Consider the following 22277-nt stretch of genomic DNA (forward strand, 5'->3'; position numbering starts at 1 on the left):
TGAGTTGTTTAGTTACTCGCGCAGGGGGATGCCCTTGGCGTCCCGCTGGAAGTAGCTGGCACCGGCAAGAATCATGATGCCTTCCACGACGCCCCAGAGCCCTACCAGGCCCAATGTGAAGATTCCCACCACAACTGTCAGGACAAGCTGGATGACTCCGATTGTGGTGTACCCAAGATAGAAGCGGTGGATGCCGAGTCCGCCGAGGAAAATTCCTAAGAGCCCGGCGGCAATCTTGGACTTCGGCTGGGGGTAGCCGTAGGCCTGGTTGGGCATCGGAGGCTGCTGGGACATCTGAGGGTATTGGCCCTGGTACTGCTGGGGTGCCGCCGGCGGATAGGCCTGGTACTGGGGCGCGGCGGGAGGCTGCAGGTACTGGGGCTGCTCTGCGGGAGGCTGCTGGTACGCGGGCGCAGCGGGCGGCTGCTGGTATGCGGGCGCGGCGGGAGGCTGCTGGGCCTGGTACTGGTGTGGCGCCTGCGGTGGGTACGGTGACTGTCCGACCGGAGCCGACTGGTCCGATGCCGGCGCTGTTGACTCGCTGTTATCCGCAGGGTTTTCAGCGGAGGGGTGGGTCATGGTGGTGCCTTTCGATGAAATGGTGAGGTAGCCCAAGGACTCCGGGCTGCAGCACCGTCGAAAGACGGCATCCCCCAATAATCCACGTGCCCTCATCATTGTGTCGGATGATAAGGCCGGTGCACGGTATTTCGTCACGCGACCCGCCCATATCGCAGGGCCGCTGTACCAGGCTCTGGTTCGGCCGGAAGGCAAAAAAATAGGGGGGTGCTTCCCGTTCGCTGGAAGCACCCCCGGTATCAATGTCGTTCAGTCGCGCTTAAAGGCGTCCTTGACCTTTTCGCCTGCCTGCTTCAGGTCCGCTTTGGCCTGGTCTGTTTCACCTTCAGCTTCGAGCCGCTCGTCGTCCGTCATCTTGCCCGCGGCTTCCTTGGCCTTACCGGTCATTTTCTCGCCGGCATTTTCCATCTTGTCGCCAAGTCCCATTGCTGGTCCTCCCCTGCTCGGAGCCGATTTTGTCGGCTGCTGATGCCTTCAGTTTAGGACTGCAAAGGGAAGGGAGGAAGAGCACTCAGAAGGCTTCCTGAACCCTTTTCAGGCAAGCGGGAAAACGACTGCTATTGCCTGTTGCGCAGGCTGCGACGGAAGAGGTCCGCTACAGCAAGAGAACCAGCAATCAATGTGGCGGCGACGGCTACATAGACCAGCATCAGCCAGGTCAGGGTGGTTACAAGGGGCTTCGGATCGCTGAGGAAGGAGAACCCACCCAGAAGTCCAACCATCCAAAACAAGACGACGCCCCCTGCTACTGCCGCTCCTGGAACGTATTCCTTCTTCATCATGAATCCCTCACTCGTTGCCACCGCGTCACCATGCCGCTCAACATCCAGTATGGGACGGCGGAAAGCCCAAAAATGCACGGACGGGGCAAGTGTGAGGAAGTCAACAGAGGCTATTCTCCAAGCTGCCGTCGAGCCCCCTCTTGAAGCATGTTCCTCACCCGGTCAACCAATGACCTGTAGCGCATGTTTGCATCCAGGTCCTCGACCAGAACAGCACCATCAGGACCCGCCAGGGGAATGCACCAATTAGGGTACTGCTCATGCGTTCCAGGCTGGTTCTGGGTCCGTGTCTCCCCCACGGCGTCCACCAGCGCAATACCCAAAAGGGACGACGGCGTCAGGACGGTAAAGGCGTACAAGGCCTCCACAATCCGTTGAATTTCCTGTTGCCGCAGGGCCGGTTCCTGTTGATCCTGCCGATTCCGAGGACCAGGGGCGTCCAGGAGCACACCCTGCTCACGAAGAAGGGCCAACACAGCCTTCTGCTCAGCTGCCGCTTCTGCCCGCTCCTCCTCCACCGGGCGGCGGAGCAAGCCTAGGGATTCGCGGAGGGTCACGTGTTCCCCGGCGAGATAACCAGCAGTCGGAGGCAAATCATGCGTATTGACGCTGGTGAGGCACTGCTGACGGTATCTGTCCGGTACAAAGGGCCCGCCGGCGTCCTGCTCGAACCAAAGAATGGAGGTTCCAAAAATCCCGCGCTCCGACAGGTAACCCCGCACCCAGGGCTCAAAGACGCCAAGATCCTCACCAATTACCACAGCGTCGGCCCGCTGGGCTTCAAGAGCCAGGATCCCGATCAGTGCTTCGTGATCGTAGTAGACGTAAGCACCTTGTTCGGGACCGCTCCCTTTCGGAATCCACCAGAGCCTGAAGAGGCCCAGGATGTGGTCGACGCGCACGCCGCCTGCATGCCGGAGGATGGTTCGGAGCATGTCCCGGTATGGCGCATACCCTGCTTCTGCAAGCCTTGCCGGATGCCAAGGGGGTTGGGACCAGTCTTGACCCTGCTGGTTGAACATGTCGGGAGGGGCGCCAACTGTCACTCCATGCGCCAAAACATCGGCGAGCATCCAGGCATCTGCGCCGTTCGTTTTTACGCCTACCGCGAGGTCATGGATGACGCCCAGTGCCATGCCCGATTGCTTGGCTACACGCTGTGCGGACTCCAGTTGCTGGTCACAGATCCATTGCAGCCAACTGTGGAACTCCACCCTGTCTGCCAGCAGTTCACGTTGCTCGTTCGAATATGGGGTGGACGGTGAAGCTGCCTCAGCACGCCATTCAGGCGCCGAAGGGTGAAGCCTTTCAGCAAGCGCGCACCAGAGCGCGAAGTCAGCGAGTCCGGCTCCCTGGTCTGCGCGGAATCTTTCGAACTGACGCGAGCGGGAGGCACTGCGCTCGACGTCGAAAATCAGTTCCAGCGCTGCGAGCTTGGCACCATAACTGGAATTGCGGTCCAGCAGGTCGCTTGTCTGGTTCGCAGGATAGAGCTGGGATGCGTACTTCTCTACATGTGCCCGGCTGCCCGGCTCGAGATAGGCGTACTCGGGGATCTCCTCCACCCTGATGTACAGAGGATTAAAAAAGCGCCGCGTTGTGGGCAAATACGGTGAGTCTTCAATGGGCGTGCGGGGCTCGGCCGCATGCAGCGGGTTGACGAGGATGAAGCCAGCCCCATCCTCGCCCGAAATCGCCGCCAGATCCGTGAGGTCACTGAAGTCTCCGATCCCCCAGGAGCGGCTGGATCTCACCGAGTACAGCTGGGCCAGCAAACCCCAACTCCGGTTTTGAGCGAGGTCGACGCTTGTCTTCAAGATTTCCGGCGTGACCACGAGGGCACACTCGGCATGTGTGCCTTCAACGTCCGCCTGCAAGGTATGCCAGCCAAGGGGCAGGTATTCGGGAATGGCGAAGGTTGCCCGAATAGTGGGTATGCCATCGATTAAACGGGGTTCTTCCCAATCATCTTTTTGAAGGACGTCGTGGTGGAGGCCATCTTCACTCGTGATTGAGACGCGCACGGCCTTCCCCTGGGGCACGTGTACCTCCACATGGAATTCCTGGCCCTCCCGGACCACCACCACGGGAGGCAGAATCCTCCTCCATGGTGCCAGTTCGACGTCATGGATTGCGGCCCGTATCCCTTCATCGGTATCCGTATCCACGCCCAGCGCACCAAGCACGGTTTTCAACGTGGCATCAGAGACCTTCCGTTCTGCGCCGTCCCAGCCCTGGAATACTGTTCCGACTCCATGGGCAGCTGCCAATTCCCTGAGCAGCGCCTGCGAGTTTTCCGTCTGATCAATTCCCGTGTGATCCGCCATGGCCCTAACTCTATTGGCTCACGGTGGAGGCGTGGGACGACGATTTGGAGCTTTAGACTCGCGGGGGTCTCCCACGCTAGCCTAGATCCCTATGGCTGACTCCGAACGCTTTCCCGAATGAACCTGCTGGAGATGTTATGGGAGCGGATCGTTGCCGGATTTTCGCAGGCCGCCGTTCCCGTCGTCCCACTCCCGGAACTCCTCATGGTCATTGCAGTGGCGATTGTGCTTTCCGTGCCCAGAGCGACCTGGAAGTATTTCGGACTCCTGGCCACTGTGGTTCATGAACTCGGCCATGCCTTTGCTGCGCTGTCCAGCGGTCAACGGCTGGGCGGTATCCAGCTCAGGTTAAACCATTCAGGAACCACGCTGTCTTTTAGCCGCGGCCGCTTTCCTGCCATCTGGTCGGGATTCTGGGGATATCCGGTGCCGGCGATAGTGGGAGCTTCCCTGGTCTGGGCAGGGTTCAACGGTTGGGGTCCGGCGGCAATGTCCCTCGGCGTCATTATTCTGCTGGCGGCGCTCCTCTTCATCCGCAATGCAGTCGGGGTGCTGATCATGGCCGCGGGAATCCTGTTGGCTTGTGCTCTGGTTCTCTTCGTACCGCCGGAGCTTAACAGCCATCTGGTCATCGTTCTGGGCCTGGCGTTGCTCGTGGCTGCTGTGAGGGACCTCGGAAAACTTATCCACGTACATTTCAGACGCAGGGAACAGCTGGCCACCTCAGATGCCTACTTGCTGTATCGCGCGACGTCGATTCCCTCCGGAGTCTGGATCGTACTGTTTAGCAGTGTGGTGGGGGCAGCCTGGCTCTTTGCCTGGCAACCCATTTCAGCTGTTTTCGCGATCGCAATTCCCTGACCTCCCGCAGCTTGCCACTCCTGTGGAAGCCGGGTTTAGTCTGAAGAGATGAGTCAGGAAACAGGTCAGAGCACGGACTCCACCACCTCGCCGGGTTTCAGTACCAAGGGTGCCTACGTTACGGGTGGCGAATTTAACCGGGATACGAATTACATCGAGGACCGCATCACCTCGAATGGTGCCGCCGGGCCCAATGGTGAGCCGGGGTGGCCGGTGGAGCCGGGCCGCTACCGGCTCATCGCCGCAAGGGCATGCCCTTGGGCAAATCGTGCGGTTATAGTGCGGCGGTTATTGGGCCTGGAAGAGGTCATCTCACTCGGCCAACCCGGGCCAACGCATGACTCCAGGTCATGGACCTTCGACTTGGACGAGGGCGGCCGGGACCCCGTTCTTGGCATCGAGCGGCTTCAGGAAGCATACTTCAAGCGCTTTCCCAACTATCCTCGGGGCATTACCGTTCCCGCCATCGTGGAGGTTTCCAGCGGCCAGGTGGTGACCAACAACTTTCCGCAGATCACCCTCGACCTCTCCACGGAATGGCGTGGGTTCCATCGTCCTGGAGCCCCGGACCTGTATCCGCACTCCCTGCGGCACGAAATAGACGAGGTGAACAAGAGGGTTTTCACCGAGATCAACAACGGCGTCTACCGCTGCGGATTTGCCGGATCCCAGGAAGCCTATGACGCTGCCTACGAGCGCCTATGGACGGCACTGGACTGGTTGGAGGAGCGACTGGAGGGCCAACGGTTTCTCGTGGGTGATTCCATTACCGAAGCTGATGTCCGGCTCTTCACCACTCTGGCCAGGTTCGACGCTGTCTATCATGGGCACTTCAAATGCAACCGCCAGAAACTGAGCGAGATGCCTGTTCTTTGGAGCTACGCACGGGACCTGTTTCAAACCCCGGGGTTTGGGGACACCATCGACTTCGTACAGATCAAGCAGCACTACTACATAGTCCATGAGGACATCAATCCCACCGGCATAGCCCCCCGTGGCCCTGCACTGTCAGGTTGGCTCACCGAACACGGGCGGGAATCCCTTGGGGGCCGGCCTTTTGGGGATGGCACTCCGCCCGGTCCGGTCAAGGCAGGAGAGGAAGTCCCTCCCGGGCACGGGGCGGAATGAAAAGAGGTCCCGGGAATCTGTGGGTATCTTGGATCCATGCAACTCTCAGATGGCCATGTGGATCCAGAATTCGGCGGCGTACTGGACCTCTTCGAATCGTTCCTCGCCGAGGACCCTCTCTACAGCGCGCAGGTTTCGGTCTATTTACAAGGCCGCAAGGTGGTGGATTTGGTCGGGGGCCCGGATTTCAATCCGGGCGACATCACCGGAACCTACTCATGCAGCAAGGGAGTTGCTGCGTGCGTGGTTGCGCTTCTGGTGCAGGACGGGATTCTGGACCTTGAACAGAGGATGGCCCATTACTGGCCCGAATTTGCTGTCCACGGCAAAGGCGGGCTGACAGTAGCCCAGGCGCTCTCACATCAGGCAGGACTGTTGGGGATCGAAGGCGGATTCCGCCTGGATGAGTTCACCACCGAAGCCGCGGCCGAGAAGCTGGCGGCTGCCGAACCACTGTGGCTGCCGGGAACTACCTTCGGATATCACGCCCTCACCATCGGAATCCTCATGGAGGAACTCTGCCGCCGCACTGCGGGCATCTCCCTTCAGGAACTGTACGATTCCCGACTGCGCGTGCCCTTGGACATCGACTTTTTCCTCGGTCTTCCGGAGGACCAGGAGCCCCGTTACCGGAACGTTCTGTACGACGTCGATGACAGCCTGCCGTGGGAGGACCCGCTGAGCCTTGATGGGCTGAACAGCAACAGCGGCGTCAGCTCTATCATGGAACTTCCCAACCACCGGATTATCCGCGCCAACGGCATGAGCAGCGCGGGAGGTGTGGGCTCCGCCGGAGGACTGGCGCGCCTGTACGCCGCCGCCATCACAGGTGTCGACGGCGGTGCGGCGTTCCTGACGGAAGCCACGATCAGCGCCATGACCCAGGAACGTGTCTGGGGGCTGGACAGGTCATCAGGGCAGGACAACGCCTTCGCCGTCGGGTTTATGAAGGCTCACCCGAGCCGGAACTTCGGCAGCTACCGCGCTTTCGGGCACGAGGGAGCCAATGCGGCGCTTGGATTTGCTGACCCTTCGTATGGCATCGGTTTCGGGTACGTTCCCAGGCGGCAGGAGGACGGCCGAACGCCGGGACGGGCACACCGGCTCGCCCACGCGGTTCGCCAGGCGGCGGTAGCTTCTTCCAACTCTGCGGAAGCCGCTGTCCGGAGTTAGCAGGTTAATCCATTTGTAACATCTATGCCCCAGTCCTAGGGTGGGGCCAGATGAGCACACGATTACCTGGAGTACAGAGCCGCGGGACCGCGCGGAGGCGAATGTGGGGCCTGGTTACGGTAGGCGTATCCGGGGTTTTCGCGTTGTCCCGCCTCCAACTTGCGGCGAAAGCGGCTTTAGCGGCGGGCCTGGCCTTTCTGATCGCCCCCTGGATGCCGGGGTCTGCTGCTGACTATCCGTACTACGCTCCCCTCGGCGCCCTCGTGGTGATGTACGAGAACGTGGCAGGTTCCATGCGGCAGGGGCTCCAGACACTCGTCGGGCTCGGGCTGGGCATCGGTCTCGCGTTCATGCTGGTGAGCCTCGGCGGGCCATCCCCCATCACCGTTGCGTTGGTCATGGGCCTTGGAATCCTCCTTGCCGGCCTTCCACGCCTGGGCGCCGGGCGGGACTGGATTCCGACTGCCGCCTTGCTGGTGTTGTTGGTGGGCGGGCACAACCCTGATGATTTTTCGTTCGGTTACCTGCTGCAGATGGGTACCGGTGTTGTGGTTGGCATCGCAGTTAACCTGCTTGTTTTCCCGCCCCTTCATTTCAATGCCGTGGCGGTGAGCCTTACACAATTCCGGGGGGCCCTGGCTCAGCAGATCTCCGATATGGGTGAGGCTGTCGAAGAAAAATGGCCTCCGCAGCATGATGACTGGTCCCGCCGCTCAGATGAACTCGCCCAATCAGCCCGCTCGCTCAGGACTGCAGTGGAAAAGGCCGACGCCAGCCGCCGCGCCAACCCGCGGCGGAAACTCCACCCAAGGGACGTGGACCTGGACTACAGGAACCTCCGTGACCTGGAACGCATAACTTTCCATGTCCAGGACATGACGGAGGTCCTGGCCGACGTTATCTGGGACCAGGACACCCTCTTTGTCATTCCGCTCCCCTACAGTGAGCCGCTGAGCGAGGCCCTTGCCGCCGTCGGGGCTTTGCTGCTCGCTGTGGAGGAAGGGGATGCGAAGCGGCTGGAAGAACTACGGGACGAGGCCGACGCAACAGTGCATGCCCTCGCGCAACGACTGGTGTCGGATGACACGGATTCGGACGCGCCCAGCGCGGCCGAATCCATCCTCCTGAGCCTGCACAGGATCCTCCGCGTACTCAAATCAGGTATGAGCTAGTCAAATGCTCTACCGGATCTACCTCGAGGTTACTGACCCGCTGAAATGCTTCCGCCCTGCCTTCGGGCTCCACGCCACGTAATCAGACCGCTCCCAGGCGCCCCCATCGGCCTGGACGGTGGTGATATCCAGGGCTACCCGTGCGGGAAGGAAAACCGGCGCTTCAAAGGAGACGTCCCAGTTAAAAGCCTCGCCCTTGACTGCCCCCACATCGGCCAGCGCCCTGGCAGCGAGGTACATCCCATGGGCAATGGATCTGCGCATACCCAAGGCTTTCGCGCTCAAGGCGCTGAGGTGAATGGGGTTGAAGTCACCTGAGACAGCGGCGTAGGCCCTGCCTGTATCCACGCCAAGCTGCCAAAGCCCAGTCGGGTTGGTAGGCCTGAAATCGGCCTGGACCATGTGGACCGATGGCTTGTCTATGCCTGGCAGGAAGACACCCTTAGCCAGATAGGTGGAGATACCCCGCCAGAGGACGGCGTCGCCTTTTCCGCTGCGGGCCTCGGCAACCATGTCCAGTTGCGTTCCACTCCGGTGACCCCGCAGGTTCACCGCTGAGGCTGTGATATCCAGGGGTTCAGTAAAACTGATGGCCCTTCTCTGCTCCACAGCGTTCCGGAGATGGATCATGCCCAGCAGCGGCAACGGAAAGTCATCCCGGTTCATAACACTCATCGCCACGGGAAAGGCAAGAGCGTGAATGAAACCCGCGGGCAGCACGTCAGTGGCTGGCTCGCCGATGAGGTGCTGGTAGGCGGTGAGTTTCTCGACGTCGACCATTATCCCTCGCACCTCATGGCTGCTTTCGGGCAAGGCTGTACCCAGATCGGTCCCGAGCAGGCGGCGGCGGGCAGCCGTAGCAGCGGCGTTGACGTAGAGCTTTGACAGCGAGGGCATATCCCCCAGGACAACGGGTCCAGGGTCGCTCATGCCCCCACCATGTTCTGCCCGCATACGCGAAGCACTTGCCCTGAAATTCCACCCGCCGCGTCACTCGCCAAGAAAGCGATGGCCTCGGCGACGTCGACGGGTTGGCCGCCCTGCCTCAGGGAATTGAGCCTTCGCCCAACTTCCCGCCGCACCAGCGGAACACGCCGAGTCATCTCCGTTTCGATAAATCCTGGGGCAACAGCATTGATGGTTCCCCCGTGAGGCTCGAGCAAAGGAGCGGTTGCCCTCACCATCCCCGTGACGCCGGCTTTGGAAGCCGCGTAGTTGGTCTGGCCGCGGTTTCCTGCGATTCCGCTGGTGGATGCTACCGACACGATTCTCGGGGAGCTGCGGAAGTGTTCCGATGCCAGCAATGCCTCGTTGATTCGCAGCTGAGCGGCAATATTGACGGCCAAAACTGACGCCCACCTGTTGTGGTCCATGTTTGCCAGCAGCTTGTCACGGGTGATGCCGGCGTTATGGATAACAATGTCCAGGTGACCGTAGCGCGACACCGCGTGGTCGATGATCTTCTGACCAGCGTCCTCCCGCGTAATGTCTAACTGCAGCGCGGTTCCATGGACCTCGTTGGCAACCTCTGCAAGGTGATCGCCCGCCGCCGGAACGTCCACGGCTAAGACAGTGGCGCCGTCGCGGTGCAGGGTGCGGGCGATCGCCGCCCCAATGCCGCGCGCAGCGCCCGTAACGACGGCGACCTTCCCCGCCAACGGTTTCTCGACGTCGTCGGGGAGTTTACCCGCCGGCGAACCCACCGTGATGAACTGACCGTCAACGAAAGCGGATTTCCCGGACAGCAGGAACCGGAGTGCAGCCAGGGTGCTGGGGCTGGTGGTGGACACGCCGTCCGCCAGGAGGATGCCGTTTCCCGTGGCGCCGGATCGCAGCTCCATGGCCAGTGAACGCAGCAATCCGTCCACACCCTGTCGGGCTGCCGCCGTGGCGGCGTCCGGGGCGCTTCCCGGATGCCGGGAGAGGGTGATCACCCTGGCATTCGGAGCGAGGTCCCTGAGGGAAGTCGCTGCTGTGAGCACGGGTTTTTCCAGGCCATCAGGGTGGGTCAACTCATCCAGGACCAGAATGACGGCACCCAGGCGTTCTTTCGGAACGGCGTGCCGACGGACGTCGAGATCCCACGACAGCAGCGTCGACGCCAGAGCATCCGCTCCCTCGGTCGACCCCTCGATGAGGATGGGGCCCGGGACCAGCGGCTGCCCGGGCTTATGCCGCCGCAGGATTACCGGCTGCGGAAGCCCTATTTTCCGGGCGACTTTCCGACCTGGCCCGCTGCTGACGAATTGAGTGTAAGTATCGGTCATTGCTTCCCCCTAGTGTGATTCCAGTATGGCCACAACGCCCTGGCCGCCTGCAGCACAGATCGAGATGAGTCCTCGGGAAGGCCGTCCGTCGACTTGCCCCCTGGCATGCAGCATCTTGGCGAGGGAAGCCACGATGCGTCCTCCCGTAGCGGCGAAGGGGTGGCCTGCGGCGAGTGATGAGCCGTTCACATTGAGTTTGGACCTGTCCACAACACCCAAGGCACCTTCCAGGCCCAGCCGGGTGCGGCCAAATTCTTCATTTTCCCAGGCGGCGAGGGTGCTCAGCACGGTTCCTGCAAATGCCTCATGAATCTCGAAGAAGTCGAAGTCGTCGAGCGTTAGCCCGTTGCGGGCGAGGAGCCGCGGGACGGCAAATACCGGAGCCATCAACAGTCCATCCTTGCCATGCACAAAGTCGACAGCGGCGGCTTCCCCATCGATGACCGTGGCCAGCTTAGGAAGATCGTGGGCGTCCGCCCATTCTTCAGAAGCCAACAGCACGGTGGAGGCCCCGTCCGTCAGGGGTGTGGAGTTGCCTGCCGTCATCGTTGCCTCGGAACCAAGGTTCTTGCCGAACACAGGCTTGAGCGTGGCCAGTTTCTCAATGGAGGTGTCAGGCCTCAGGTTCGAGTCCCTGGTCAAGCCTCTGTATGGGGTGAGGAGGTCATCGAAGAAGCCGGCATCGTACGCAGCAGCGAGGTTGCGGTGGCTGTTGTAAGCGAGCTCGTCCTGGGCCTCCCGCGTGACCTTCCACTGGGCAGTGGTAAGCGCCTGGTGCTCACCCATTGAGAGTCCCGTCCGCGGTTCGCCGGTGTTCGGCGCATCCGGAGCAAGGTCTTTCGGCCTGAGCTTGCTCAGGACTTTGAGCCGCTGCGGGAGCGTCTTGGCCCGGTTAAGGTCCAGGAGGACCTCACGGAGGCCTTCACTGACCGCAATCGGGGCGTCCGAGGCAGAATCAACGCCACCGGCGATGGCGGAATCAATCTGCCCGAGTTTGATCTTGTTGGCGAGTCCAAGGACAGTCTCCAGCCCTGTTGCGCAGGCCTGCTGCACATCGTAGGCAGGCGTCTCGGCCGCCAACGGGGAGCCAAGGACTGCCTCACGCGTGAGGTTGAAGTCGCGCGAATGCTTCAGGACTGCACCCGCCGCCACTTCGCCGATTCGTTCGTCCTGCAGGCCGAAACGGGCGATCAGTCCATCCAGGGCGGCCGTCAGCATGTCCTGGTTTGAAGACTTCGTGTACGCGCCCCCGGTGCGGGCAAAGGGGATGCGGTTGCCGCCCACCACCACAGCTTTCCGTAGCTGCCCCTGGGTCCCTTGGGTTGGCTGAACGACTGATTCCTCGCGTCCGGTTTCGGACATGTGCTCTCTCCTTCAAACGAAGCTGATTACCGATACCCAGCGTACCTGATACGCTGGGTATCGTGAACATCCTTTCAGCAGAGGCCCGGAAGCCTGCCGATAACGCCGTGGACGGGAGGGCTTCCCGTTGGCAGACCCACCGCGAGGAACGCCGTCGTGAACTCATAAAGTCCGCCCGCAAGGCGGTTCACGCTCTGGGCAGCGACGCCTCGATGGAGGAAATCGCTGCTGCAGCAGGCACCTCGAAGTCAGTCTTTTACCGGTACTTCGGCGACAAGGCAGGACTCCAGCAAGCCGTTGGAGAGGTGGTCCTGAGCCAGATGCAGCGCCGCATCCAGGAGGCTGCCCAGAGCGCGCAGACACCCCGGGAAGGTTTGTTTGCGATGGTTTCGGCATATCTGCAAATGGCCGAAACAAGCCCCAGCGTCTACACCTTCGTCACGAAGTACCCTGCAGCCGAGTCGGACCACTCCGGCGGTGCGATAGCCACTGCAGGAGCTCTGGGCCACTTTTTCGAAGCCATCAGCGGCATGATCGCCCGCCCCATGCGCGCGCATCTTGGCGGCAGCGGCAAGGAGTCCGTAATCGGCTACTGGCCCACCGCCGCCATTGGCTTAGTCAGGAACGCGGGCGAACAATGGCTGGCCAGCCCCGCTTCACCAGACAAGCCGGACCAAGAGACTATGGCCCGTCAAATTACCTCCTGGTTATGCGTTGGAATCGCTCCAGAACTTGAAAGCAGCACCCTCGCTTTGTCCAAGCCACCATCAAAAACCTAGAAGAACCTGTCAAAACCTCTTCAGGACGTTGTCAGAAAAACCGAAGGAACAGACATGACAGAAGTAGTGGACCGCACCGGCACCTCCCCAGATGCCAGTGCACCCAAGGCCATCACGGGTCACCCGGCCATTGACGTTGCCGCGCTAGGCGAGCAACTCCTGGGTAAATGGGCCGACATCCGCAGGCAGGCTCGTGACCTCTCTGCCCGTCCTGAGCTGCACAAGACCGAAGGCCTTACGCACACGGAGCACCGCAAGCGTACTTTCGGCCAGCTGAGTTTCCTTGTGGACAACGGAGCCGTTCACCGCGCCTTCCCATCGTCGCTCGGTGGTTCAGATGACCATGGCGGAAACATTGCAGGGTTTGAGGAGCTGGTGACGGCGGATCCGTCCCTGCAGATCAAGGCCGGAGTACAGTGGGGCCTCTTCGGTTCCGCGGTGATGCATCTGGGCACTGAGGACCACCACCGCAAGTGGCTGCCCGGCATCATGAACCTCGACATTCCTGGTTGCTTCGCGATGACCGAGACCGGCCACGGCTCGGACGTCGCCAGCATAGCCACAACCGCTACCTACGAGCCTGCTACCCAGGAATTCGTGATCGACACGCCGTTCAGGGCTGCGTGGAAGGACTACATCGGCAATGCGGCCATTGACGGCCTCGGTGCCGTAGTTTTTGCCCAGCTTGTGACTTTGGGCGTTAACCATGGGGTGCACGCGTTCTATGTTGAACTCCGTGATCCTGCCACGAAAGAATTCCTGCCGGGCATCGGCGGGGAGGATGACGGCGTCAAGGGCGGACTTAACGGCATTGACAATGGCCGTCTGCATTTCTCAGCTGTCCGGATCCCCCGGACAAACCTCCTGAACCGCTACGGAAACGTCGACGTCGACGGATCCTACACTTCCCCTATCGCCAGTCCCGGCCGCCGGTTCTTCACGATGCTCGGAACCTTGGTCCAGGGCCGTGTCTCCCTTGATGGTGCTGCAGTGGCAGCCAGCAAGCTTGCCCTGAAGACGGCCATTCAGTACGCCACCGAACGGCGTCAGTTCAATGCCTCCTCCCCCACCGAGGAGGAGGTGCTGCTGGATTACCAACGGCACCAGCGCCGCCTGTTCACCAGGCTGGCAACGACTTACGCCGCGAGCTTTGCGCATGAACAGCTGCTGCAGAAGTTCGACGACGTTTTCTCCGGGGCCCACGACTCCGACGCAGACCGCCAGGACCTGGAAACCCTCGCCGCCGCCCTCAAACCCCTGAGCACATGGCACGCGTTGGACACGCTGCAGGAATGCCGGGAAGCGTGCGGCGGAGCCGGGTTCCTGATTGAGAACCGATTCGCGTCGCTGCGGGCAGATCTCGACGTCTACGTCACGTTCGAAGGCGACAACACTGTCCTGCTTCAGCTCGTCGCCAAGCGGCTCCTCGCCGACTACGCCAACGAATTCCGCAACGTGGACTTCGGCGTGTTGGCGCGATATGTCGTGGGCCAGGCGGCCGACGTCGCGATCCACCGCACAGGCCTCCGCCAGGTGGCTCAGTTCGTGGCCGACACCGGATCACCGCAGAAGGCGGCCATAGCGCTCCGGCACGAGGAGGGTCAGCGCGCCTTGCTTACCGAGCGGGTGCAATCGATGGTGGCCGAGGTGGGTTCCGCGCTCAAAGGCGCCAGCAAATTGCCCCAGCACCAGGCTGCTGCCGTTTTCAACCTCCATCAGGACGATCTGATCGATGCAGCACAGGCCCATGCCGAGCTGCTCCAGTGGGAAGCGTTCACGGAAGCGCTCAACCAGGTAGCTGACCCTGGCACCAAAACCGTCCTTACCTGGCTTCGTGATCTCTTCGGCCTCTCGCTGATCGAGAAAAACCTCTCATGGTACCTGATGAACGGGCGGCTCTCCATGCAGCGCGGACGTACCGTGGGTGACTACATCAACCGGCTGCTCATCAAGATCCGCCCTCACGCCCTGGACCTGGTAGACGCCTTCGGGTACGGCCCCGAGCACCTTCGTGCAGCCATCGCCACAGGCGCCGAGAAGACCCGCCAGGACGAAGCCCGCGATTATTTCCGGGCGCAGCGGGCCAGCGGGCAGGCGCCCGTTGACGAGAAATCCATCCTGGCGCGCCAAGCCGGCGGAAAGCCGACACAGAGCTGACCCGAACACTGTTCCGGCGAGACTTGCCGGGCAGACGACGACGGCGCCGCTCCCCTGCTGAGGGGAACGGCGCCGTCGTCGTCGTTTAGCTCTTACCGCGACCGGCCGCGCAGGTTACGCGAGGCGGGCGAATAAGAAGTCTGACTTCAGGACAGAACTGAGCGGTAAACCTGAAGGGTGGTTTCAGTGATGGATTCCCAGGAGAAGTGCTCCTCAGCCCTGAGCCTGCCGGCTTTGCCCATGGCTCGGGCACGCTGCGGATCCGAGACCACCTCAGTGAGGGCGGCCGCGAACTCTGTAACGAACTTCTCCGGATCCAACGGGGTTCCGGTGCCGTCAGTAACCTGCTCCAGTTCAACAAGCAGCCCTGTTTCCCCGTGCTGGACAACCTCAGGAATTCCACCGGTGGCGCTTGCCACAACCGCGGCACCGCAGGCCATCGCCTCGAGGTTCACGATCCCCAAGGGCTCGTAGATGGACGGGCAGGCGAAGGCCGTTGCATGGCTGAGCACCTGGACGAGTTCATGACGGGGAAGCATCCGCTCCACCAGCACAACTCCGGTGCGCTGTTTCTGCAATTCCTCGATCAGCCGGGCAGTTTCCGCTGCGAGTTCTGGCGTGTCGGCGGCGCCAAGGCAGAGGACCAGTTGGACGTCGGCGGGCAGCTTGGCCGCTGCACGAAGCAGATATGGCACGCCCTTCTGACGGGTGTTGCGCCCCACAAACACAACACTGGGCAGGTCAGGATCGATGCCGAGGGCCCGGATGGCATCAGTGCCCTCGTCCCGGTTCCAAAGGCTGACATCGATACCGTTGTGCACCACCTTGACCTTTTCAGGATCAACGTCCGGGTAGCTGCGCAGGATGTCCTGGCGCATGCCTTCAGAGACAGCGATGATGGCGGCGGCGGCCTCGTAGGCGGTCTTTTCCACCCACGAGGACAAGGCGTAGCCTCCGCCCAGCTGCTCGGCTTTCCAAGGCCGCAGCGGCTCGAGGCTGTGGGCGCTGAGGACGTGCGGGATGCCGTGAAGCAGGGATGCCAGATGGCCTGCCATGTTTGCATACCAGGTGTGCGAATGCACCAGGTCCGCCCCCGCAATGTCCGGCACTATCCGCAGATCAACGCCCAGGGTCTGGACGGCAGCATTAGCACCCCCAAGATCGTCCGGTACGGAGTAGGAGGTCACTCCCGCACCATGGTAGTCGGCGTCCCGCGGAGCTCCGAAGGCCCGCACCTGAAGATCCACATGCTGGGCCAGCACACGGCTCAGTTCAGCCACATGGACTCCGGCGCCGCCGTAGATCTCAGGCGGGAATTCTTTGGTCACAATGTCTATACGCACGCTACCCAAGGTAGTCGTTCCCGCTTAACTGTTCTAGTGTGAAGGAGTCCGGGCTTACCGGGCTGTTGGGGAGTGACGAAGGCGTACAGGGAGCGACCACATGCCGTTGAATAAGAAAGTTTTGGCCATTGTCCTAGCAGGCGGCGAGGGAAACCGCCTCATGCCGCTTACGGCGGACAGGGCCAAACCCGGGGTTCCTTTTGCAGGCAGCTACCGGCTCATCGACTTCGCGTTGTCGAATCTGGTGAATTCCAGATACTTGCAGATCGTGGTTCTCACTCAATATAAATCCCACAGCCTTGACCGACATATCTCCGAGACGTGGCGGATGTCCACGCAGCTCGGGAACTACATCGCTTCGGTGCCGGCGCAGCAACGCGTTGGCAAGAGCTGGTTCCTTGGCAGCGCCAACGCCATCTATCAGTCCCTTAACCTTATCCACGACGCCAATCCCGACATCGTCGTCGTGGTGGGCGCAGATCACGTGTACCGGATGGACTTCGCCCAGATGGTGGAATCCCATGTTGCCAGCGGGGCCAAAGCCACCGTCGCAGCCGTCCGCCAGCCACTGAACATGGCAGATCAGTTCGGTGTCATCGAAGTGGACCAGGACGATCCCCGCAAGATTGCGGCGTTCGTGGAAAAGCCCTCCAGCACCCCTGGCCTGGCAGCTGATCCCACGCAATTCCTTGCCTCCATGGGCAACTACGTCTTCGACCGGGACGCCCTTGTGGATGCACTTCAGGTCGACGCGGAGCGTCTGGACACCAAGCACGACATGGGCGGGGACATCATCCCGTACTTCGTTGACCGCGGAGAAGCCGGAGTCTACGACTTCACTCTCAACGACATCCCGGGCTCCACGGAGCGTGACCGTACGTACTGGCGCGACGTCGGTACTATCGATTCCTTTTACGACGCCCACATGGACCTCATCTCGCCCCTGCCCGTCTTCAACCTCTACAACTCGGAATGGCCCATCTATACCCGCCAGACCATCTCGCCGCCGGCAAAGTTCGTCCGCGGTGGCAACAATGCGGTCGGTACCGCCCTCGATTCGATTGTGGCGAGCGGTGTTGTAATCTCCGGTGGCATCGTGGAGGGCTCAGTGCTCTCCAACGACGTCTACGTGAGCACAGCCAGCCGTGTCCTGGATTCGGTTCTGATGGATAAGGTGCAGATCGGCGCTGGCGCCGTGGTGAAGCGCGCCATCCTCGACAAGAACGTGAAGGTACCTGCCGGCGCAACCATTGGTCTGGACCCTGAATTGGACCGGGCCCGAGGCTTCAAGGTCACGGAATCCGGCATTACCGTGCTCTCCAAGGGCCAGCAGGTTCCTGAACCGGGTGAAGATGAGAAGGCACTGGCAGCAGCAAACCTGCACCTTGTGCCCAATGCTGTGCAGGCCGCGACCGAGAATTATCCGGAGGTCCGGGATTCCGTCGAAAAGGCGGCCGAGATCCAGGCAGCAGGAGTTGTGGCCCCGGCGTCTGCCAAGGAGTCAGTCACAACGCGTTCCTGAATGACGCCTTAACCTGACGCAAGGCAGGCTGGTGCTCCTCAGGCTGTAAAATCGGAACAATGAACTCCCCCGATCTGACGCCTGAGGAAATCCAGGCCTGCCTCAAGGTTCTGAACACGATTCATGCCTATGACGAAGAGCACCCCGACTACGTCTCGGTGCGCCGCGCCACGGGAAAAATGTTCAAAGCCGTCAAGAGGCACCGCCGGGTCACCAAGCGGGACCTGATTTCCGAAGCAGACCGGGCCGTGCTTGCGCAAACTGCAACCGCAGCGCCTGACCGGATTGATGACGAGACCCGGGGCAACAAGCTCGAACCTTCCGCCACTGGCAAAGTGGCCGGCCACCTGATCAGGTCCCGTCCCTGTTACATCTGCAAGCAGCACTACACGCAGGTTGATGCCTTCTACCATCAACTGTGTCCTGAGTGCGCTGCTTTCAACCATGGCAAGCGGGATGCCAGGACTGACCTCACTGGCCGAAGCGCACTCCTTACGGGCGGCCGGGCCAAGATCGGCATGTACATTGCGCTCCGGCTCCTCCGGGACGGTGCCCACACCACCATCACCACCCGGTTCCCCAAGGATGCTGCCCGCAGGTTCGGTGCCATGGAGGACAGCGGAGACTGGCTGCACCGGCTCAGGATTGTGGGAATTGATCTGCGCGACCCGTCCCAAGTGATGGCGCTGACGGATTCATTGAATGAAGCAGGCCCCCTGGACATCATCATCAACAATGCTGCGCAGACCGTCCGACGGACCGGAAACGCCTACAAACCGTTGGTGGACGCCGAGGACGAAGCCTTGCCGGTTGCGTTGGAGGCCGCCAACGGCGGACCCGAACTTGTCACGTTCGGCCATGCCCATGACAAACATCCGCTTGCCTTGGCAAGCAGTGTCCTGGAGCATCCGGTCCTCGCCGGTGATGCCATCACATCCCTCGCCCTCTCCACCGGTTCTGCTTCACTGGAGAGGATTGCCTCGGGAACAGCGATCGACGCCGGCGGCCTGGTTCCCGACCTCGCGACCATCAACAGCTGGACCCAAGTGGTGGATGAGGTTGATCCGCTGGAAATGCTTGAGGTTCAGCTCTGCAACGTCACCGCGCCTTTCCTGCTGGTCAGCAGGCTCCGTGATGCCATGAAGCGGTCCACAGCCCACCGTAAGTACATCGTGAACGTCTCAGCGATGGAGGGACAGTTCTCACGTGCCTACAAGGGTCCCGGCCACCCTCACACGAACATGGCCAAGGCCGCTCTGAACATGATGACCCGCACCAGTGCCCAGGAAATGCTGGAAACGGACGGCATTCTGATGACAGCAGTGGACACGGGCTGGATAACCGATGAACGCCCCCACTTCACAAAAGTCCGGTTGATGGAAGAAGGGTTCCACGCACCCTTGGACCTTGTGGACGGCGCCGCCCGTGTCTACGATCCGATCGTGATGGGTGAGAACGGGGAGGACCAATACGGTGTCTTCCTTAAGGATTACCGTCCCAGTCCCTGGTGATCCGACAAGAGGCGTGGTCCCTGACCTCTTGTTGCAGGAACGGGTAGGGTGCAGAAGATGGATACTTCAGACATTCCCGACGGGATTCTCACCATCGACCAGTGCTGGGAGTTGCTCAACGACGCCGCTGTAGGCCGTCTTGCGCTCATTGTGGACAACCATCCGGAGATCTTTCCGGTGAATTATGTCCTGGAGCGAAGGAGTATCGTCTTCCGAACGGACGGGGGTATCAAGTTGTGGGGGGCTATGACAGCCAAGCCTGCCGCCTTTGAGATTGACGGCTACGATCCGCACACTGAAGAGGCCTGGAGCGTCGTGGCCCGGGGCGATACCGAGGTCATCCATGACGTTGAGGAGAAAGCGGCAGCCGATGCGCTCAACCTTGAACCGTGGCACCCGGGAAGGAAGGACCACTATGTACGGTTGTCCCCCCGCGCCCTCAACGGCCGCAGGTTCAAGGTGAATAAGCCTGATGTTTGGAACACCAGGGTCTCCGACGCCCGTCGGTCCACGTTCGAATAGCAGGACCAACGGCCCTTGTCCGCCAACCACCGGTGACTGAGAATTGCAGAGCCTGATGTGGGAACCTGCATCGGCTGCGACAATGAAGCCGCATCACCAGTGCCTTCCGTAGCCCTTGAGCAGCGGAGGTACTGTTCACCCGCAGATGGCCGAAACGGCCGGACAGAAGGATCATGCTTCCTCGTCAAGACAGCCCATCAGAGGTAACCGCCCAGGCACAGAACCTGATCCGTGTTTTTATTCTCGATGATCACGAACTCGTTCGACGTGGCCTGCAGGAACTGCTGGAGGATGAAGGATTTCTGGTGGTGGGCAGTTCAGGTTCCGCTGTGGAGGCGACCAGGCGGATTCCGGCTCTGCGCCCGGACGTCTGCGTACTGGACGCCAGGCTTCCTGATGGCACAGGAATTGAAGTCTGCAGGGACGTACGTTCGGTGGACCCGTCCATTAATTGCCTGATACTCACAAGTTACGACGACGAGCAAGCCTTGCGGGGAGCGATCCTGGCAGGGGCCAAGGGGTACGTCCTGAAAGAAATCGGCGGGACCGATCTCATCGGAGCCCTCCGCCGTGCCGCTGCCGGAGAGTCGCTCTTCGAGGACGGCGTGGTGGCCAGTACGGTTCATAAACTGGTGTCGTCGTCCCAGCCCGACCCTCATGTTGCAGCGCTGACGCCGCAGGAACAGCGCGTTCTGGAGCTTGTGGGCGGCGGCCTGACCAACCGGCAGATAGCAGCGGAAATGTTCCTTGCAGAAAAAACAGTAAAGAACTACGTGTCATCTCTTTTAGCCAAGCTGGGATTCGAACGCCGTACGCAGGCCGCTGTGTACATCGCCAATAAGACCGCCCTGGCCTCTCCCGGGAGCACACCGGCCAAGTAGGAGCCACCAGATAAGCGCCGGGGTCTCCAGCCAATCAGTGCGTTCAGTGCCGGGGCTGGATGGGCACTGACCACTCCAGCCTGGTGCCTGTCCCCTCACCGCTTGAAATCGTGCAGGTGCCGCCCATTAGTTGCGCCCGGTCCTCCATGTTCGTGATGCCGTTCCTTCGCTTGAGTTCACCGAAACCGTTGCCATCGTCAGCAATCGCAACCAGTGCCACTCCGTCTCCCACGGTCACGGAGACCTCGATGGACCCCGCACCGGAGTGCCGGATGGCATTGCTCAGTCCCTCGGATACCACCGCCACAATGTTGTCTGCAATCTCCCCCGCCAGAGAATCCACCGGACCCCGAATGGTCAGGCCGGGAGAGAACGGCAATGATTTTGCGGCGCTCACGGCGAGTTGGCGGATTCTGCTGCTGAGGGGTTCCAATTCCCCTCCGCTTGTCCTGAGGAAGTAAATGGTGTCGCGGAGGCTTCTGATGACCTCGTCCAGCTCTCCGGTGATGGCGCGGATTCGTTCCAGCGCCCGCGCATCTCCCGTAAAGCGGTTTAGGCTCTGGACACTGAGGCCTGCCGCAAAAAGCCGCTGAATGACGAGATCGTGCAGGTCCCGGGCGATCCTGTCCCGGTCAGTGAATACAATCAGCTGCTCCCGGAGCCTGTGTACACGCGCCAACTCGAGGGCCAGCGCAACGTGCGATCCAAACACGGCCCCCATCTCCACATCCGTGCGGGAATAGGGCCCCTGGCCGCCGTCGCGCATCAGCAACAGCAGCCCATGATGGGCGCCCTGGGTGCTGAGGGCCACCGCCAGGAGCGGACCTTTCGCTGTCAGGCTAACAGGGCCAAGCACTTCCGCCGTCCTCTCGAAGATAACAGGATCCCCGCCGTGCAGCACCCCCTCCAGCTTCTTTACATCGAGTTCGAGCCGCTTGCCCTGGTACTGGGCGGAGTGCTTACCGGCGGCGCCGGCCACAACGTATTCGGAACCGTCCTCCGAGGGCGCCGCGATAAGCGCCAGTACTGACCCCGATTCATGGAGGGCACGGTCGGCAATAGGATCCAGCCCTCCAGCGGAGTAGTAGTGGTCGCTGCCCAGCATCAGACCCGAGACCTCCATACACGCCTCCAGCCACAGGGCCCGACGCCGGGCGTCGTCGTAGAGCCTGGCGTTCTCTATCGCCACGCCTGCCGCTGCAGCCAAGGCCACGGCAAGTTCCTCGTCCTCGACCGTGAAATCACCGCCGCCATGCTTCTCAGTCAGGTACAGGTTGCCAAAAACGACACCACGGACCCGTACGGGAACACCAAGAAAAGTCCTCATTGACGGGTGGTGTTCGGGGAACCCGTAGGACTCCGGATGCTGTCGGAGATCATGGAGCCGAAGCGGGCGCGGGTCCCGGATCAGGAGGCCCAAAACGCCGTGTCCTGTGGGAAGTGGGCCGATCCGGTGCTCCAGTTCGCCGTCGATCCCCACACTGACAAAGGTGCTGAGGGCCTGATTTTCGCCAATGACGCCGAGGGCGCCGTAACGTGCATGGAGAAGGCGACAAGCGGATTGGACCACCCGCTCAAGCACGGCATCAAGGCTGAGGTCTTCGGCAACTGCGACGACTGCCTCGAGGAGCCCTGCCATTCGTTCCTGCGATTGGAGAAGCTCGCCCGCCCGGGAGACAAAATCCTTCAGGAGGTCTTCGATCCGAAGGCTGCCTGAAATATATGGCTGGGCGGCGTCATCGTCTGAATGCATCTCCAACCCCAATTCTTTGCCGCGGAACTGTGCCCCGCCTCTCTCGCCAGAATACTCCGTACGGGGTGGTCTCCTGCAGGCCTCCTGGGACGGGTATCAGTTCGCTGGCCGGGATGCGCCTCTGGAAGTGGCTTGTGGCCGGGCGTAGGCTCGGCGTC

At 61.4% G+C, this 22277-nt stretch carries 19 protein-coding genes; 10 read left to right on the forward strand and 9 right to left on the reverse strand.

The window, feature by feature from the left end; translation table 11 throughout:
* Positions 1 to 12 precede the first annotated feature (12 nt).
* The 4 genes from MU551_RS02400 to malQ form a co-directional block, all read right to left on the reverse strand.
* Positions 13 to 579 carry a TM2 domain-containing protein gene (locus MU551_RS02400; protein ID WP_247040530.1) on the reverse strand — a complete coding sequence of 189 codons (567 nt, stop codon included), beginning with the start codon at positions 577 to 579 and terminating at the stop codon, positions 13 to 15.
* A 249-nt stretch (positions 580 to 828) separates the two neighbouring features.
* Entirely contained in the window at positions 829 to 1005 is a 177-nt protein-coding gene (locus MU551_RS02405; protein WP_247040531.1) for a CsbD family protein, read from the reverse strand.
* A gap of 131 nt (positions 1006 to 1136) precedes the next feature.
* Positions 1137 to 1361, reverse strand: coding sequence for a hypothetical protein (locus MU551_RS02410; RefSeq protein WP_247040532.1), 225 nt, complete (start codon positions 1359 to 1361; stop codon positions 1137 to 1139).
* A 110-nt stretch (positions 1362 to 1471) separates the two neighbouring features.
* Entirely contained in the window at positions 1472 to 3688 is a 2217-nt protein-coding gene (gene malQ / locus MU551_RS02415; protein ID WP_247040533.1) for a 4-alpha-glucanotransferase, read from the reverse strand.
* 117 nt (positions 3689 to 3805) lie between these two features.
* Here malQ and MU551_RS02420 point away from each other — a divergent pair, with 117 nt between their 5' ends.
* The 4 genes from MU551_RS02420 to MU551_RS02435 all read left to right on the forward strand — a co-directional run bounded on the left by MU551_RS02420 (position 3806) and on the right by MU551_RS02435 (position 8022).
* Entirely contained in the window at positions 3806 to 4549 is a 744-nt protein-coding gene (locus MU551_RS02420) for a M50 family metallopeptidase (RefSeq protein ID WP_247040534.1), read from the forward strand.
* A gap of 48 nt (positions 4550 to 4597) precedes the next feature.
* A complete protein-coding gene (locus MU551_RS02425; protein WP_247040535.1) occupies positions 4598 to 5677 on the forward strand; it encodes a glutathione S-transferase family protein in 1080 nt (359 codons plus the stop codon).
* A gap of 36 nt (positions 5678 to 5713) precedes the next feature.
* Positions 5714 to 6850 (forward strand): serine hydrolase domain-containing protein, encoded by a 1137-nt coding sequence (locus MU551_RS02430; protein WP_247040536.1) that lies wholly within the window; start codon positions 5714 to 5716, stop codon positions 6848 to 6850.
* 101 nt (positions 6851 to 6951) lie between these two features.
* Positions 6952 to 8022 carry an FUSC family protein gene (locus tag MU551_RS02435; RefSeq protein WP_247040589.1) on the forward strand — a complete coding sequence of 357 codons (1071 nt, stop codon included), beginning with the start codon at positions 6952 to 6954 and terminating at the stop codon, positions 8020 to 8022.
* An 18-nt stretch (positions 8023 to 8040) separates the two neighbouring features.
* Here the strand turns inward: MU551_RS02435 and MU551_RS02440 are convergent, their stop codons facing one another.
* The 3 genes from MU551_RS02440 to MU551_RS02450 are packed head-to-tail and all read right to left on the reverse strand — an operon-like array spanning position 8041 to position 11651.
* Complete coding sequence (locus tag MU551_RS02440; RefSeq protein WP_247040537.1) at positions 8041 to 8952, reverse strand: MaoC family dehydratase; 912 nt, start codon at positions 8950 to 8952, stop codon at positions 8041 to 8043.
* Positions 8949 to 10289: a 3-oxoacyl-ACP reductase gene (locus MU551_RS02445; RefSeq protein WP_247040538.1), complete on the reverse strand. Its 1341-nt coding sequence runs from the start codon at positions 10287 to 10289 to the stop codon at positions 8949 to 8951. Before MU551_RS02445 ends, MU551_RS02440 begins: the two co-directional genes overlap by 4 nt.
* A 9-nt stretch (positions 10290 to 10298) precedes the next feature.
* Positions 10299 to 11651, reverse strand: coding sequence for an acetyl-CoA C-acetyltransferase (locus MU551_RS02450; RefSeq protein WP_247040539.1), 1353 nt, complete (start codon positions 11649 to 11651; stop codon positions 10299 to 10301).
* Positions 11652 to 11713: 62 nt separating this feature from the next.
* Here MU551_RS02450 and MU551_RS02455 point away from each other — a divergent pair, with 62 nt between their 5' ends.
* Complete coding sequence (locus MU551_RS02455; protein ID WP_308198281.1) at positions 11714 to 12430, forward strand: TetR/AcrR family transcriptional regulator; 717 nt, start codon at positions 11714 to 11716, stop codon at positions 12428 to 12430.
* Positions 12431 to 12484: 54 nt separating this feature from the next.
* Positions 12485 to 14587, forward strand: coding sequence for an acyl-CoA dehydrogenase family protein (locus tag MU551_RS02460; RefSeq protein WP_247040540.1), 2103 nt, complete (start codon positions 12485 to 12487; stop codon positions 14585 to 14587).
* Between the two features lie 146 nt (positions 14588 to 14733).
* On the opposite strand, the gene glgA is transcribed toward MU551_RS02460, so the two are convergent.
* Positions 14734 to 15930, reverse strand: a complete 1197-nt coding sequence (gene glgA / locus MU551_RS02465; RefSeq protein WP_247040541.1) for a glycogen synthase — start codon at positions 15928 to 15930, stop codon at positions 14734 to 14736.
* A gap of 100 nt (positions 15931 to 16030) precedes the next feature.
* Between glgA and glgC the strand changes: the two genes are divergently transcribed.
* The 4 genes from glgC to MU551_RS02485 all read left to right on the forward strand — a co-directional run bounded on the left by glgC (position 16031) and on the right by MU551_RS02485 (position 20366).
* Positions 16031 to 17452 (forward strand): glucose-1-phosphate adenylyltransferase, encoded by a 1422-nt coding sequence (gene glgC / locus MU551_RS02470; protein WP_247040542.1) that lies wholly within the window; start codon positions 16031 to 16033, stop codon positions 17450 to 17452.
* Positions 17453 to 17511: 59 nt separating this feature from the next.
* The gene (locus tag MU551_RS02475) at positions 17512 to 18963 is read left to right on the forward strand and encodes an SDR family NAD(P)-dependent oxidoreductase (RefSeq protein WP_247040543.1); all 1452 of its coding nucleotides are present in this window, start codon (positions 17512 to 17514) and stop codon (positions 18961 to 18963) included.
* Positions 18964 to 19020: 57 nt separating this feature from the next.
* The gene (locus MU551_RS02480) at positions 19021 to 19485 is read left to right on the forward strand and encodes a pyridoxamine 5'-phosphate oxidase family protein (RefSeq protein WP_247040544.1); all 465 of its coding nucleotides are present in this window, start codon (positions 19021 to 19023) and stop codon (positions 19483 to 19485) included.
* A 173-nt stretch (positions 19486 to 19658) separates the two neighbouring features.
* On the forward strand, positions 19659 to 20366 hold the full coding sequence (locus MU551_RS02485; protein WP_281506810.1) for a response regulator: 708 nt from the start codon (positions 19659 to 19661) through the stop codon (positions 20364 to 20366).
* A 43-nt stretch (positions 20367 to 20409) separates the two neighbouring features.
* Here the strand turns inward: MU551_RS02485 and MU551_RS02490 are convergent, their stop codons facing one another.
* Entirely contained in the window at positions 20410 to 22119 is a 1710-nt protein-coding gene (locus tag MU551_RS02490; protein WP_247040545.1) for a GAF domain-containing sensor histidine kinase, read from the reverse strand.
* Positions 22120 to 22277 lie beyond the last annotated feature (158 nt).

This window comes from Arthrobacter rhizosphaerae (assembly GCF_023062595.1).
Lineage (GTDB): Bacteria > Actinomycetota > Actinomycetes > Actinomycetales > Micrococcaceae > Arthrobacter > Arthrobacter rhizosphaerae.

Coding starts and splice junctions, on each gene's coding strand:
- MU551_RS02485 (WP_281506810.1), top strand. CDS start 19,659: ATGCTTCCTCGTCAAGACAGCCCATCAGAGGTAACCGCCCAGGCACAG.
- MU551_RS02400 (WP_247040530.1), bottom strand. CDS start 579: ATGACCCACCCCTCCGCTGAAAACCCTGCGGATAACAGCGAGTCAACA.
- MU551_RS02425 (WP_247040535.1), top strand. CDS start 4,598: ATGAGTCAGGAAACAGGTCAGAGCACGGACTCCACCACCTCGCCGGGT.
- MU551_RS02460 (WP_247040540.1), top strand. CDS start 12,485: ATGACAGAAGTAGTGGACCGCACCGGCACCTCCCCAGATGCCAGTGCA.
- MU551_RS02440 (WP_247040537.1), bottom strand. CDS start 8,952: ATGAGCGACCCTGGACCCGTTGTCCTGGGGGATATGCCCTCGCTGTCA.
- MU551_RS02430 (WP_247040536.1), top strand. CDS start 5,714: ATGCAACTCTCAGATGGCCATGTGGATCCAGAATTCGGCGGCGTACTG.
- glgC (WP_247040542.1), top strand. CDS start 16,031: ATGCCGTTGAATAAGAAAGTTTTGGCCATTGTCCTAGCAGGCGGCGAG.
- MU551_RS02435 (WP_247040589.1), top strand. CDS start 6,952: ATGTGGGGCCTGGTTACGGTAGGCGTATCCGGGGTTTTCGCGTTGTCC.
- MU551_RS02445 (WP_247040538.1), bottom strand. CDS start 10,289: ATGACCGATACTTACACTCAATTCGTCAGCAGCGGGCCAGGTCGGAAA.
- MU551_RS02420 (WP_247040534.1), top strand. CDS start 3,806: ATGAACCTGCTGGAGATGTTATGGGAGCGGATCGTTGCCGGATTTTCG.
- MU551_RS02475 (WP_247040543.1), top strand. CDS start 17,512: ATGAACTCCCCCGATCTGACGCCTGAGGAAATCCAGGCCTGCCTCAAG.
- malQ (WP_247040533.1), bottom strand. CDS start 3,688: ATGGCGGATCACACGGGAATTGATCAGACGGAAAACTCGCAGGCGCTG.
- MU551_RS02450 (WP_247040539.1), bottom strand. CDS start 11,651: ATGTCCGAAACCGGACGCGAGGAATCAGTCGTTCAGCCAACCCAAGGG.
- MU551_RS02405 (WP_247040531.1), bottom strand. CDS start 1,005: ATGGGACTTGGCGACAAGATGGAAAATGCCGGCGAGAAAATGACCGGT.
- MU551_RS02410 (WP_247040532.1), bottom strand. CDS start 1,361: ATGATGAAGAAGGAATACGTTCCAGGAGCGGCAGTAGCAGGGGGCGTC.
- MU551_RS02490 (WP_247040545.1), bottom strand. CDS start 22,119: ATGCATTCAGACGATGACGCCGCCCAGCCATATATTTCAGGCAGCCTT.
- MU551_RS02480 (WP_247040544.1), top strand. CDS start 19,021: ATGGATACTTCAGACATTCCCGACGGGATTCTCACCATCGACCAGTGC.